Annotated in this window: 12 protein-coding genes and 1 tRNA gene; 4 read left to right on the top strand and 9 right to left on the bottom strand. The window is 53.8% G+C overall.

Annotated elements, in window-relative coordinates; genetic code table 11:
- Positions 1-74 precede the first annotated feature (74 nt).
- Positions 75-1400: a tyrosine-type recombinase/integrase gene (locus tag H7688_RS04045; RefSeq protein WP_183359780.1), complete on the top strand. Its 1326-nt coding sequence runs from the start codon at positions 75-77 to the stop codon at positions 1398-1400.
- 2 nt (positions 1401-1402) lie between these two features.
- On the opposite strand, the gene H7688_RS04040 is transcribed toward H7688_RS04045, so the two are convergent.
- The 6 genes from H7688_RS04040 to H7688_RS04015 form a co-directional block, all read right to left on the bottom strand.
- Positions 1403-1585: a helix-turn-helix transcriptional regulator gene (locus H7688_RS04040; RefSeq protein ID WP_183359779.1), complete on the bottom strand. Its 183-nt coding sequence runs from the start codon at positions 1583-1585 to the stop codon at positions 1403-1405.
- Positions 1586-1882: 297 nt separating this feature from the next.
- The gene (locus H7688_RS04035) at positions 1883-2746 is read right to left on the bottom strand and encodes a hypothetical protein (protein WP_183359778.1); all 864 of its coding nucleotides are present in this window, start codon (positions 2744-2746) and stop codon (positions 1883-1885) included.
- A gap of 69 nt (positions 2747-2815) precedes the next feature.
- Positions 2816-3865 (bottom strand): restriction endonuclease, encoded by a 1050-nt coding sequence (locus H7688_RS04030; RefSeq protein ID WP_183359777.1) that lies wholly within the window; start codon positions 3863-3865, stop codon positions 2816-2818.
- A 159-nt stretch (positions 3866-4024) separates the two neighbouring features.
- A complete protein-coding gene (locus H7688_RS04025; protein WP_183359776.1) occupies positions 4025-5323 on the bottom strand; it encodes a hypothetical protein in 1299 nt (432 codons plus the stop codon).
- A 568-nt stretch (positions 5324-5891) separates the two neighbouring features.
- Positions 5892-6386, bottom strand: a complete 495-nt coding sequence (locus tag H7688_RS04020; protein WP_183359775.1) for a hypothetical protein — start codon at positions 6384-6386, stop codon at positions 5892-5894.
- Between the two features lie 145 nt (positions 6387-6531).
- The gene (locus H7688_RS04015; RefSeq protein WP_246329706.1) at positions 6532-6813 is read right to left on the bottom strand and encodes a hypothetical protein; all 282 of its coding nucleotides are present in this window, start codon (positions 6811-6813) and stop codon (positions 6532-6534) included.
- A 290-nt stretch (positions 6814-7103) separates the two neighbouring features.
- On the opposite strand from H7688_RS04015, the gene mobF reads away from it, so the two are divergent.
- The 3 genes from mobF to H7688_RS04000 all read left to right on the top strand — a co-directional run bounded on the left by mobF (position 7104) and on the right by H7688_RS04000 (position 11541).
- The gene (mobF, locus tag H7688_RS04010; RefSeq protein ID WP_183359774.1) at positions 7104-10262 is read left to right on the top strand and encodes a MobF family relaxase; all 3159 of its coding nucleotides are present in this window, start codon (positions 7104-7106) and stop codon (positions 10260-10262) included.
- A 308-nt stretch (positions 10263-10570) separates the two neighbouring features.
- A complete protein-coding gene (locus tag H7688_RS04005; RefSeq protein WP_183359773.1) occupies positions 10571-10909 on the top strand; it encodes a hypothetical protein in 339 nt (112 codons plus the stop codon).
- A 2-nt stretch (positions 10910-10911) separates the two neighbouring features.
- Positions 10912-11541 (top strand): hypothetical protein, encoded by a 630-nt coding sequence (locus H7688_RS04000; RefSeq protein ID WP_183359772.1) that lies wholly within the window; start codon positions 10912-10914, stop codon positions 11539-11541.
- Between the two features lie 5 nt (positions 11542-11546).
- Here the strand turns inward: H7688_RS04000 and H7688_RS03995 are convergent, their stop codons facing one another.
- The 3 genes from H7688_RS03995 to H7688_RS03985 form a co-directional block, all read right to left on the bottom strand.
- Positions 11547-11990, bottom strand: a complete 444-nt coding sequence (locus H7688_RS03995) for a hypothetical protein (RefSeq protein WP_198424452.1) — start codon at positions 11988-11990, stop codon at positions 11547-11549.
- Complete coding sequence (locus H7688_RS03990) at positions 11968-12597, bottom strand: nucleotidyltransferase domain-containing protein (RefSeq protein WP_183359770.1); 630 nt, start codon at positions 12595-12597, stop codon at positions 11968-11970. The genes H7688_RS03995 and H7688_RS03990 overlap by 23 nt, the downstream gene beginning before the upstream one ends.
- A gap of 225 nt (positions 12598-12822) precedes the next feature.
- Positions 12823-12899 (bottom strand) — tRNA-Pro (locus H7688_RS03985).
- Between the last annotated feature and the right edge of the window lie 82 nt (positions 12900-12981).

The raw sequence follows: 12981 nt of genomic DNA, 5'->3' as shown, positions 1-12981 counted from the left end.
CCCTAGCACGGCTCCGAGAGGAAGAACCGGAGGAAGAACGAAAGCCGTTCTTCCTCCCGAAGGAGGCGCGGGACATGAGGTTTACAGATCGGTACATCGCTTCGCTGAAACCGCAGGAAAAGCGTTACGTCGTGCGGGGGGGGAAGGGTTTCGCCCTTCGGGTTCTTCCTTCCGGACACAAGACGTTTCTGTTTATTTATGACTACGACGGCCGCAGGCGTGAGATGGATCTGGGGACTTACCCCCTGAAGACGTTGGCGGAGGCGCATGCAGCCCATGTCCAGGCGTATGCCATGCTCCATGACCCGGTACGCCCCCGCGATCCCCTCGAGGAGAGGAAAAAGGAGCGGGAAGCGGAGAAGTCCCAGCGGGAAGAGATCAGGCGCCAACCCACGGTAGGCGCCCTGGTCGAGGAGTACCTAGGGTATGCCCGGGAAAAGAAAAAATGTTGGGGCGAGGACAAGAGGATACTGGAAAAGGATGTCCTGCCGCACTGGAAGAACCGCATGGCCCAGGAGATCAGCCGGCGGGATGTGTTGCACCTCCTGGATGGGATGAAGCGGCGGGGCCCGGCGATCACCCTGAACACCTTCAAGATCATCCGCCGCATGTATAAGTTCGCCATGAAACGAGAGATCGTCAGCAGCTCGCCCTGCGTTGGGTTCGAGAAGTACGACGAACTACCTGTGGTCCCGTCGCGGGAGCGGACCCTGGACGAGCGGGAAATTCGCATATTCTGGGAGAGCGTGGACAAGGCTGGCATCAGCCCGGAGGTAGTCCGCGCCCTCAAGCTGATATTGGTGACCTGCCAGCGCCCTGGGGAGGTCATAACCATGCACCGCTCACAGATCAAGGACCGCTGGTGGGAGTTCACCCCCAAGCGGACCCGGGTGACGATAGAGCACCCGAGACCGCAGCGGATTTACCTCACCGATTTGGCACTTGAACTGATCGGTGACGATGAGGGGTACATATTCCCATCTCCGACCGGTAATGGGCCGATAACGGAGCGGGCAGTCGGCTATGCCGTACGACGAAACATAAAGGGGTACAAGCGCAAGAAACCCGCAAAGGACCCAAAGGCAGGGGATGTACCGAAGATGGTGCCGGTTCCAGAGGAGCGCAAAATGGAGCTCGCGCACTTCACTCCTCACGACCTGCGCAGGACCGGGGCAACCATGATAGCCAGTCTGGGCTTTTCAGATGAAATCATCGATGCGGTGCTGTCCCACCTGAAGAAGGGAATCATCAAGGTTTACAACAGGCACGGCTACGACCTCGAAAAACAGACGGCTATGGAGGCATGGGAGCGCAAACTACTAGCACTCATCACTGGCAGAACGGAGGTAAAGGTGCTGCCGTTCCGGAGGTCTCCCACGCCTCCATCTGGTGAGGCATGAGATCACTCTGAAATGCGCACGCGGCCTTTCAACCACTCCTCGACCTCATCCAGGTGCCAGCCGACTGAGCCGGTACCCAGCCTGACCCTCTTCGGAAAGTCGCCGGCCCTCTCAAGGCGCCACTGGGTGGTATAGCTGAGACCGATAAGTGCCAAAACTTCTTTCCTTCTCACAATTTTGCTCATGGCTGACCTCCGCAGGGTAGATGTTTTGGATTTGCAATTTCTAACCTATTGCGGAGAACGTGCCATGACTAAGTGTTTGTTATTAAGGGTTTTCACGTAGGGGGAGGGGGAAAGGTGGTCAGAAGCGGAACATCTGGTGTTCAAATGAGCGTAGGCGGTAACGGCAGCGTGACCCGGCTTAACTGGGTCCTCGCTTTGGTTGGAGTCTCATTCTCAAAAGTTATCAAGCTCTCAGCAACCGGTCCTATTGTCTCTTAAGCCAGACCGACGGTTTTTTATTGCGAGTGTTAGAGTGAATTAGTTTTCTAAAAATTGTCTCTCAATTTCCTTAAACGCATCTTGAATGATTCCATGATATCTTTCACTCAACTTATTATTCATATTGAAATGTTCATCTATTGACGACCGGATTATATTCCGTTTTTCTTCTTCGCTTAGTGTCCAACTCGATAACTTGCTATATTTTTCTTTTTCTTTATTTTTGTAAGTTTTGTAGAAACTATCATATTCAGATTGTATTTGATCTATTTTACTGCCTGTAGTTTCATCTATACCAGAAATTAACATTAAGAAACGTTTCTTGTCTTTAGGCTCAAGCTCGTTTAGTATCTCTGCTTTGCTGGAGATGTCATTGATGCATCTGCCAAGTTTGTTATAAGAAAATTTAATATTGTAAAAATCCATTGGTTCCTGGGCGCAATTTGAATTCCTCCACAATACATGTTTCACAACATTGCTTTTAAGCTGGTAATAATATTTATCAGATGCCAATTTAGATTTATTTAGGTCGACTTTAGCTGTGTAGAGGTCATTGTTTCTATCATATAACTGTCTTTGAATCACGGCTAGCTCCTGACTTGCTTTATCTAAACTGTTTTTTGCAAATGTAAGTTGATGTGACGCCAAATTTGCTTGGTCACTAGTTTTTTTCAGCTCCAATTGTTTAAGACCTATTAACCTATTTGATTCGGCAATTTTTTGGTCTTTTTCTTTCATTTCAATTTGCTTTTTTGCAATTTCTTCTTCAAGTAATGATTTGGTATAGATTGGCCGTACCGTATAAATGTAACCAAATGCAGCCAAAACAAGAAGCCCCAGTTGCGACAAGTGACTAACTCTTTGCACCCAAACATCAAAGCGGCTAACCACATTTGAATTCATTTGAATCTCCTGTTACCTACGTCCCATTCATGCCGTGCCCTTTGGCCCCCAACGCCAATCTCAGCTCTATCAAATATCCCACCCCACTGGTAACCAGAGTTCACCATCGTCCTTCTGTTTGTAGCTTAGTAGCCAATCTTTAATTTCTCTACCTTCTCTCAGTTCTAATCTGACGCTTTTAATCTCGTTTGTGCGATCAAAAACATTTTTGGTAAATGAACTCGTTGTTACAAGCATAGCGTAGTCGGTTTTTGCGCGCATTGCCGCCCCTATCACTTCATTGACAATTGCTATTCCAATATGTCTTGTGTCATTGTAACATTTACATTCAATCAGATACTTACGCGTTACTCCTACTTCATCAGTTTTTATCGCTATAATATCACCACTCATTCCTCTTTGTTTAGCTATGATATCAACTTGGAATCCATAACTACTAAAAATTTCGGCAATAAGTTTTTCAAATGCTTCCCATGATATATTCGGTAGCTGATCAGGATGTTTTTTTAGCCATGCTATATATTCTTGGTTGATAGTCTTGACTGAACTCACCAGCGATGGTGTGTGTAATATAGATCTATTTTTCCATGCGCTAAATGCATCTTGGCATGCCTTAATTCTTTCCGCCTTAAATTCCTCCTTTGAGTGATATTTAAACTTTACGTCAATATCTAAAGCTAATTCGATATCATACAACATTGATATTACATCGTCATAAGACATACCATCTTCAATAAGCAATTTCAGATTTTTAAAATTTGAACTTCCGAAAATATTATCTATTTGATAGTCATCCAGTGTTTTAGTTGCAAGCTTTTTACAAATATCATTTATCAAGCCTTCATTATTGCAAACTTCATCATAAGATATTTCACCTCGCTGCAATAATTCATTATTGACTGAGTCAAACAGTATGCCAAAATTTATGACATTGGTGGGCTCAATCTCGGCTATTAAAGTTCTAAAATATTTTTTATATTTAGAGCCAAATGATGAGTATTTTAAGTCTCCAGTTAAACTTAAATACCAAACCGCCCTTAATAGGGCTGTAATCCGTGCAATAGCGGACATATAATAATGGTTCAGCCAGGGAGAAATTTTCGGATCATTCTTTTTCACAGGTTATATCTCTCTCCATCGTGGTCATTTGGGGCGCCAACACCTAGCACAGCGGCGGCGGTTTGTGTCGTCCGCTGTTGTGGCCTCGTTGGGCCGCCTTCTCTCACCAGCTTCCATCAACTGCCCACTTGCTCCGGCTCTAGTTCCCAAACGTTGAAATCACAGTAAAATGCTGACCATTTCGCAGTCTTCTTCAGGTTTCCATTCGATAGGCACTTCTTGACCGGGTTTCAGGTCGCTAATATCTTCATTTACATGGGGTCTTACTTTGGTCAACGTGTACGAAAGACCTGGCAAAGCTACACTTTGGTTAAAAAGGTCAACATTGAAGGGGCCTTTAGTAAACTTTATGGGTTCAGGATTTGCAACCGCCAGCACGGCCTTTAGGGCATCAACATCTTCACCTGCAATCAATACACAGGTCGCATTTCCGTTCACTTCACTGACCTTGCACACGCTACCAACGGAAGTAATGCGGTGAATTTCTGCCAGTAAATCGAATACCTTTTCATCATAGTTGTAATCAGGGTCAAACCGAATCTCAGTACCGAGGTGCCGCATAACCTCTCTTGCCAGGAAAATGTACCTTAGCAGATAGAAGATGGTCCTTATGCTGTCCTCGTCCTGAAGTTTCGCTCCTTTCCCTACGAACATTTCTTTTCCGTCGATTTCAACCCTCGTGTTGAACGTCCACCCAGTCCTTAGGTTTGTAAAAAGTGTGTATATTTGATCAAAATTGGGGAGTTCGCTTAGTAGCTGGTTGGCCCAATTCCTGAAATTGACAGTGATGGTAAGCTTAGCACCCGGAACGTGTGGATTGTGCTTTTGGCGACTAACTACCTCGAGAAGACCGTCGTAGGCGGTACCACTAATAGAAAAGGACTCCCTTCCGAATGTTATCTCTCCGCACAAGTCATTGACTATATGCACTTCCGCATTCGGCCCCACCAGCCAGAACTTTTGAATCGCTGCCTTTTTCGGTTGTGAGGAAATCTCTAGGATCCCATTTTCTGTCTGTGAAAATATCTCCTCTAGCAGCTTTGAGCCGGCTATTGCTATTGCATCAGACGATATCCCCATGGGGGTGCCATGATTCAATAGCTGTCGGTATTTTTCCACGAACTCTTGTTTGTAATCCTCTTTAACTTGAAGTTCAAAATTTAAGTTCTCTTGGGCCATTAAAGAAAACGTCGTGTGTCCATCGGCATATGAAGCCTTCACCTTGAATCTTGGATCAAGCGCTTCTAGTGCAGCTGAAGACGCCAACGCCGCGTTCTCTATGGCCTTAGGAAGAAAGCTCTTTGGGAAGCCAGTAAGCGCCGTCGTCAACATCTCTACCGCGGCTACATCGGAACTGACTAAACGTTTACCGAGTTCCTCGCGCGCTTGCTTCTCTGCCTCTGTCTTCCAATTCTGCAAGACTCCGACTTTGAACGTCTCAGGGTCACGATCGATCATGATCGAGCAGTTTGAGCACAGCCAGATTGCGTTGTTGATATCTGCCCGTTTATCTGCCGTCATTACCGCACTGTAACGGGGGCCTCCTGGAGCTGCGGCACAAATGTGAGCCGCGATACCAATATTTTGGGACTTTTTCAAATCCGACGACGGTCCGCTTGTCGGCGCCCTACATCCGGGGTTTGAGCAACGGTCAGCGACGCGTCGTCTTAGGATGTTGATTGTTGCCTGGGTGAAGTCGTCTCTATTTTCGTTTTTTCCCACAACGCCCTCTCAAAATGGCTTCAGTTGGACAACCTTCCGGCCGGGTGCCGAGGGGACGTAGGGAGTTGGGGGGACGCCCCTGCCGTCCTGCGGATCTCGATATTTCGACCATACCTCTCCATCTGGATTTTGTCTGTCCGAAAAGACTGAATTTTTAAATGGCTATGGAGTTACGCAGGACCGCAAGGGCGTCCCCCTAATTCGCTCGGCCTCAGCTAATGAAACCTTCACGCAACGGTGCACGCCATTTTCTTTAATTCTTGGGACGACTCATTGTCTTACCCCCCCCCGCTCTCACCAACATCTACAGTCCGGACTCAAATGGGGATTTATGATTTAGTTCGGCAAAGGACAAAAGGGTAGTAAGGTTTCTAATGGCAACATTACGTTCGTTTAGATGGTCTGCGTAGGTAGCAGGATTAAAATATTTCTTGAAATGCACATAAACCCTGCCGTCGTCACTTTTATGGTGGCAGTACTCACTCCAGGCATCATCAAAAGCAAGTTGCTTTTCCGTAGGCAGAAACTGCCGGAATTTCTGATAAGCCATTACGTGCCTAGGGAAGTCCTCTTCAAGAATTTTTACTAGTGTCTGGCCTGGAAAAGAAAAATCATTTATTCCAAGTCCAAGATGTGGGTCAATCTTTGCCAGCGTAGGTTGAAAAGAGGATTGAAACTCGATGACCGCCTGATTTTTTTCTTTTCTTACAGCAGCGCCTATTGCAGAGACGTATCCCACTAGCCCAGCAATCGCAGCACCCAAAAGCGCAAAGAGTCCATTTACTAAGCTGTCTGGCATGGTTCATCTCCAAGTGCTTCTGCTGGTTCCCCAACATCTTATTATCCACAAAGTAATTATGTCCATGCATAGATGCAAGTATCTATGGCTATATAGGATATTTGACAGTGGATACGGCATCAGTATCTACTGGCAGATGCTTTTCTCATGTTAATTCCGACCCAAACAGCCCTACCTGTATATGCCTTTCCAGCGCGGTACCTGCAATGTTCCCGTAGCGCACATACCAAAGCCCTTCTTCCGGGCACCATCTGCCGCCGGCTGCCTTCACTTGGGAGCGCCTCTCCAGCTCGCCGGCCTCGATGTACAGGGACACCAGGGAGTCAGGTGAATAGTCTTTGGCTGGCAGATCCCAGGGGCAGGTTTCGACTATCAGCTCGACCGTCTTCAGGCGCCGGCTCAGTTTTTCGTCGTAACGGAAGCGCACGCATATGAGCCGCTCCCCGTACTGCCTGACAAGGCGCTAGGTACCGCGCTGCACCGGTTTGAGAACGAGCCTAGTTTTCATGCTTATCCCCCCAAGTCCCCTAATTTTCGGCACCATAGCACGCCAAGTGAGCGGGATTCAATGTAAATGTGCTTACTCGTCTGATTGTCACATGTCGGAGACCGCGTGCAACGGCGGAGCACGTTTTGGGCCCTATTGGCATTTCGTGAAACAAGTGTTAGCATTTGCAAATTATTTTAATCATCCACTAGGATGCCAGGGAGGTCGCCATGCTGTCTATGTCTCCTGCCATGGCCGCCGTCCAGGCCGGCGGGTACTTCTCCCGGGAGGACTACTACCTAAGGGAGGCCGAGATCGGGCAGAACTCCCGGTGGTGCGGTGGGGGGGCCCGGGCGCTTGGGCTCGTAGATGCGGTCGGCGAGGAGGATTTCAGGAGGATCTGCCGGGGCGAGGACCGGGAAGGGAACCGGATCGTCGCCTACAACCTCTCGGGCGGGGTGGAAGGGGGGCGGCACCGCGCCGGCAACGATTGCACCTTCTCGGCCCCCAAGTCGGTGTCGATCGCCTACGCGGTCGGAGTCGACGCGGTGAAGGAGGCGCACGACGCGGCAGTGGTCGCAATCGCAGGGCAGTTGGAGCGGCACCACTCGTTATTCCGAGAGCGCGGGGAGCTTTTTCCCGGAACGCTGGTAGCAGCCAAGTTCGATCATGCCACTTCGCGTAATATCGACCCCCAGCTTCATTCGCACCTTTTTGTTGCAAACCTGACCCAAACACCGGAGGGAGCCTGGAAGGCCAACGAGCCCAAGGGGATCTACCAGAACAAGATGCACCTGGGGTTCCTCTACCGGGTGGAGCTCGCCCGGGAGCTTGAGGCGCGCGGATTCTCCTTCCGGATCACCGACCGTTCTCAGATGTTCTTCGAGCTGAAGGGGATCGATCCTCGGCTGGTGGATTACTTCTCCAGCCGGCGCGTGGAGATCGAGGGGCAGGTGGCCAACTGGCGAGAGGAGGGGCGCTTCGTCGGAGTGCCGCACGGCAGGCTCTACGAGATGGCGGCCCTGGAGACCCGGGATCCCAAGCGGAGCATAAGCAGGGAGGACGTGGAGCGTATCTTCGAGAAGGGGTTCGAGGCCTGCGGCACCAGTTCGCTTCAAGTGAAGGAGGAGCTGGAGCGTGAGATTGGCCTCTCCCCGGAACTAGCACCCCGAACCGCCCCCGAGCAGATGGTGGAGCTCGCGGCACGGGACCTTACCGAGAAAGAGGCGGTCTTCGGGCGGGAACGCCTCCTGGACCAGGCTGTGCGGATCTCGGGAACGGCGTACGGGGTCAGGGAGCTGGACGAGGCCATCGGCTCTCGGGCGGGAGTATTGAGCCTCGGCAGCGATAGCCGGGGGCGGGAGTTCTTCACCACCACCGGGATGCGCGACCTAGAGGCCGGGAATCTGGAGAGGGTTAAAACGCTTTCCCGCACCCCCTACGAGAGTGGCGTCCCGCCCCATGAGATAGAGGCCTACCGGGAGCGCCTGGCCTCTGAGGGCGTCCGGCTCACGGCCGGACAATGGAAGGAGGTTCTCCAGGAGGTGACCGGGGAGAGCGCCTTCGCCCTTACCGTTGGGGATCCAGGGACCGCAAAGACCGGGACGCTGGGGTATATCGAGCGCTTCTACGAGGAGGTGCTGAAACCGGCGGGGCGAGCACCCTGTACCATCAACCTGGCTTATACCGGGAAGGCGGCCCGGGAGATGAGCGCCGCCACCGGCCGTCCCGGGTTCACTCTCGACAGTTTCCTTGGTGCTGCTTCCAAATTTGACCTGCAGAGGCCGAACTCGGCAGGGGCAATACTAGACATCGCGGGTGAGAAAATTCCCATTTTAAAAGAGGCCCCCCTGGTCCTTCGGCTGGACGAGGCCGGGTTCGTGGGGGCACGCCAGGCTCATGAACTCATGGATGTGGTGGGGAGGTTTCAGGAACATGGGCTCAAGGTAAAGGTCCACCTTCTGGGGGACACCAAGCAGATGCAGCCGATTGCGGCGGGGAACTTCCTGGCCCAGGTTCGCGAACTTGGCGAGGCCGGCAAGGTCGAGTACGCCCATTTGACCGAGATCCTGAGGCAGCGCGACCCCGAGCTCAAGGAAATAGCGCGGGGACTCAACCGCGAGGACCGGCCGCTCGCGGAGAACGCGCGGGAGGCGCTGTCCCGCCTTAAGGGACGGGGGGAGCTCGTCGAGATCCCGGACCACGCGGAGCTGAGGAGCGCAGCGGTCAGGCATTACCTGGAGGAGAGCCGGAAACCCGCGCGCCACCCGGAACGGGCGGCGGCCGGCGAGCGGCAGTCGGTCCTCATGGTGGCGGGCACCAATGCGGAGAAAACGGAGCTTAACCGGGAAGTGCGCGAGGCTCGGGTAGCCGCCGGGGAGATCGAGCGCGGCAAAACTTTCGCGGTGCTCACTCCGGTGCACCAGGGCGTTACCGTCGAAGGGTACCGGGAGGGAGATACCCTGGTTTTCACCGGGACACAGGGCGAGGACGGCAAGCTCGCCAACTGGGGGGCCCGGATCGGGACGGAGGCCCGGGTGGTCGCCCTGGACCGGGAACGGAACGCGGTCCAAGTGAAGTATTCCTTCCGTGCCGGCAGGAAAGGTGGGGAGGTCGTGCGCCATGTGACGAGAGAGTTCCCGGCGGCCGAGCTCGTCGGGAAGACGGCGCTCTTCAGGGAGGAGGAGCGGAACTTCGCGGTGGGGGACCGGGTGGTAGCGCTCAAGAACGACCGGGGCTTGAAGCTCAATAACGGTGACCTCGGTACACTGCGGGAGTTGGATGGGGAAGGGGGGGCAGTTCTCGACCTGGGTGGACGCAAGGTCAAGCTCGATCTCGCCCGCTACCGGCAGGTGGACCACGCCTACGCGGTCACCATCCACAAGAGCCAAGGAGCCACGGTGGAGCACTCCATCATGGTCGCGCCGGTGCGCCCTGGGAAGGAGACGCCGCTCCCTGCCACCGGAGACATTGCCTATGGGCACACGAGCTACAATGCGCTCAACGTGGCGGTGACCCGGGCCCAGTTCGGCACGCGCATCTTCACCACCTCGAAAGAGGGGCTCGCCCGCGAAGTGGAAGTGGTGGACACTAAGGGGAGCACCCTGGACAAGGTCGTCCGGGAGAGCCGAGAGCTCGGCCCGTTCGGGAGGGCGGAGTTATTCAGGGAGCGGCCGCTCACCGTTCTGGGAAAGGAGATCGACACGCTGGGGAAGTCGCTCGCCAAGTCTGGTGATGGGATGCCCCGGCTCAGCGTGGAGAGTATCGGCATACCACATACTCCAGTTCCGTATCGCGAGCTTTTCAAACCGGTACTCCAGCCGCAAATGAGCATACCAAAGGAGCCGCGGTTGCCTGACATGGGGAAGGAGTTGGAGTTGAGGCGCTGAGTTTTCCACTGGTGCGATCATTTTTTTTCTAGAAGCTGTAACAGCGGGCTGAGCCATTGGGCTCAGCAGCTTTTTCTCGTTGCACACCAGACGCAGCCCTGCGGGCTACGCCGGCCGTCAGACGGGCCGGTTCGTCAAGAATTCCGCGTCCTACAGTGGAGGACGTTTTCCGGAGCATGTGGCACAAGTGTATAGCACCGGCCAGTCTCGGCCGCACGATTGCAGGATTCGTCGGTAAGACCGGTGTGGTACCGGGTGTCCTCCGTTGTCGGCCGTATGGTGGGAGGTGGGGGATGGGGAAAACAAGTGTGAGGTTGCCAGCAGAGCTGAGCAAAAAGTTGCAGGCCGAGGCACGGAAAAGGGGGCAGAACAGCGGGGAGAACGTCACGGTTTCCGACCTGATTCGGGGCTGCATCGTGGAGAATTTTCGTCCCAGGAAAAGCTCGGATGGTGACCACGATGCGGTGCTCGCGGAGCTTAAAGAAGAGATGTTCCTGCTCAGGGAACACCAGGCCCAGCTCGCCCTGGAGCTCCAGGCGCTGGTGCGAAAACTCTCGGAGCTTTTCCCGCAGCTCTCGACCCGCGAGCAGGTGGATGCGCTCACCGACGGCATCGCCGCCGTGATCAGGAGCCTCAGAGGGAGGTGATCATGGGTAAGGAAAAGGACTCGCCCAGGGAGAAATTGCTGGGCGCCTGTGGGGTGGAAATGCCGAGGCCGGCCGGCAAACCGGCGCAGGAACCTGAGGGCAAAAACTACTTCGAGACGCTCGTCAACCAGGCGGATCAGGCCTCGGCTTCCGCACAGCAGGCGCAGGAACAGACCGAAAAGCTCTACCGGCAGTTCAAGTCCTACGTGAACAAGGATCTGCCGAATGACCTGGTGGCGGCCTTCGAGCAGGTGGTGAAAGAGGGTATCGAGGCGAAGCTGCAGCCACTTGATCAGGGGATCACGGCGGCTGCACAGCAGGTTGGAAAATGTACGGCCGAACTGGCGGGCATGTCCTGGAACTCGCGCTTCATCTGGATAGCGATGCTGATCGGAATGGGGACGGTGCTGGTTGGAGGTTGCATGATGCGATTGAGCTTTTTCGGGGACGATATCAGGGAAGCCCAGGAAAAGGAGGTCCTTGGGCGGAAGGTCTCCAGGAGGCTGGAGACCTCCTCGACCAAGGACCAAGATAGGTTCGAAAAGTGGCTTCAGGGGGAAAGTCTCGTCCCGGAGCCCAGTCAAAAAACAGGTGCTCGGACGGTCGGCAAACCCGGCAGGCCGGGGAGGTGATAGGGCTAGACCAGATCCGGCCGGTGTTCGGCGAGCCACGCCGTCACATCTCGCAACAGGTCCGCCGCGTCCGAAATGCACTGTTTCATGGCCCCTTCGTCGACGTCGTCACCCAAATAGTCAGCGTTGTTTCGCTTGCGGCGCAGCACGTCGAGTACCACCATTCTCGCCGAGGAAAGCCCGATCGTATTGGGTAAGGACTGGATCACGGTCTGGTGATGTCCCGGTCTCTTGGTGTCCGGACGAAAGCCGTTGGCCATCATTGCGGTGAGCGCAAGCTGCATGATCGCCTTGTAGGCGCTGTCGAATCGAGTCTCGTTGCTGATCGCCTCGACCCCGGCATCGGCGATGTTGCGCCTGGCAGCATCGAGCATCCGCGTGACCTCTTCCCGGCTGGTGGTGTGGCTCTTCAGCTGTCCCAGCTTTTCAAGGTTTCTCAGGTTTTCCAAGGTCATTCTCGGTACCTATCAAAAAGATCTTTGGCTCGTTCATGATGCGCGAGACGAAGTGTTCGCCGGCGGCGAGCTTGGAGGAGAATTCCCCCTCGGTCATGACGACCGGATTGATATCCCGGCCCAGCTGAGATTGCTTCTCGGCCAGAGCCAGTACCACGTCAGTGAACGAGGCCGATCCGACCACCAAGACATCGACATCGCTGTCGATGCGCTCTTCTCCCTTGGCCACCGACCCGAAAACGAATGCGGAGGCCACCGTGCTGGAGAGCGGCTCCAGCGCGGCGCGCAGGACGTCCGCCAGGCCGCTTGTCTTGCGGAAAATGCCGACCAACTCCTGGTAGATGGGGCAGTCCCGTTCGGCCTGGTACTGGACCTGGTTCCCTGAAGTATAACGGGTAACCATCCCAGCGTTAGCCAAGATCTTCAGCTCCCGGTGCAGCGGGCCTACTGGTACCGACGACAGCCGGGAAATCTCGCGAACATGGAAACGCTCGTCTGGCCTCAACAGCAACAACGCCAGCACCCGCCTGCGGTACTCTCCGAACAGGCTCTCGGCGAGGCCGGCAGTTTTTTTGGTCTGTGTCTGAGGTGATGTTCTCATCTTGAGAACGTATGTACTCTTTTTGAGAACACTTTGCAACAGGAAATACAGGTGAGAGTCAGGCAAGGGCTACGGATAGCGCTTTTGCAGGCGCCTTAAGCGAAGCGGGTGTTCGAGATCTAAAAAAGAGGGGGTACGCGAAGGAGAGAGGAAGAACGAGAGGAAGAACAGTTGAAAACAAACGAAAAAGAGGTTACGGCATATGCCGTAACCTCTTGATTTAAATGGTCGGAATGAGAGGATTCGAACCTCCGACCCCCTGCTCCCGAAGCAGGTGCGCTACCAGGCTGCGCTACATTCCGGCGAATACTACATCTGGCGGGTCAACCAGATGGACACGTATAGCAAGTTTCGAAACGGATTGCAAGCATTAGTTGCAAGGTC

Origin of the sequence: Geomonas limicola, assembly GCF_014193675.1 — a bacterium.
Lineage (GTDB): Bacteria > Desulfobacterota > Desulfuromonadia > Geobacterales > Geobacteraceae > Geomonas > Geomonas limicola.
The sequence above is the reverse complement of the archived record's forward strand: the minus strand, read 5'-3'. Positions and strand labels throughout refer to the sequence as shown.

Coding starts and splice junctions, on each gene's coding strand:
- H7688_RS04045 (WP_183359780.1), top strand. CDS start 75: ATGAGGTTTACAGATCGGTACATCGCTTCGCTGAAACCGCAGGAAAAG.
- H7688_RS04040 (WP_183359779.1), bottom strand. CDS start 1,585: ATGAGCAAAATTGTGAGAAGGAAAGAAGTTTTGGCACTTATCGGTCTC.
- mobF (WP_183359774.1), top strand. CDS start 7,104: ATGCTGTCTATGTCTCCTGCCATGGCCGCCGTCCAGGCCGGCGGGTAC.
- H7688_RS04000 (WP_183359772.1), top strand. CDS start 10,912: ATGGGTAAGGAAAAGGACTCGCCCAGGGAGAAATTGCTGGGCGCCTGT.
- H7688_RS03990 (WP_183359770.1), bottom strand. CDS start 12,597: ATGAGAACATCACCTCAGACACAGACCAAAAAAACTGCCGGCCTCGCC.
- H7688_RS04020 (WP_183359775.1), bottom strand. CDS start 6,386: ATGCCAGACAGCTTAGTAAATGGACTCTTTGCGCTTTTGGGTGCTGCG.
- H7688_RS04025 (WP_183359776.1), bottom strand. CDS start 5,323: ATGATCGATCGTGACCCTGAGACGTTCAAAGTCGGAGTCTTGCAGAAT.
- H7688_RS04035 (WP_183359778.1), bottom strand. CDS start 2,746: ATGAATTCAAATGTGGTTAGCCGCTTTGATGTTTGGGTGCAAAGAGTT.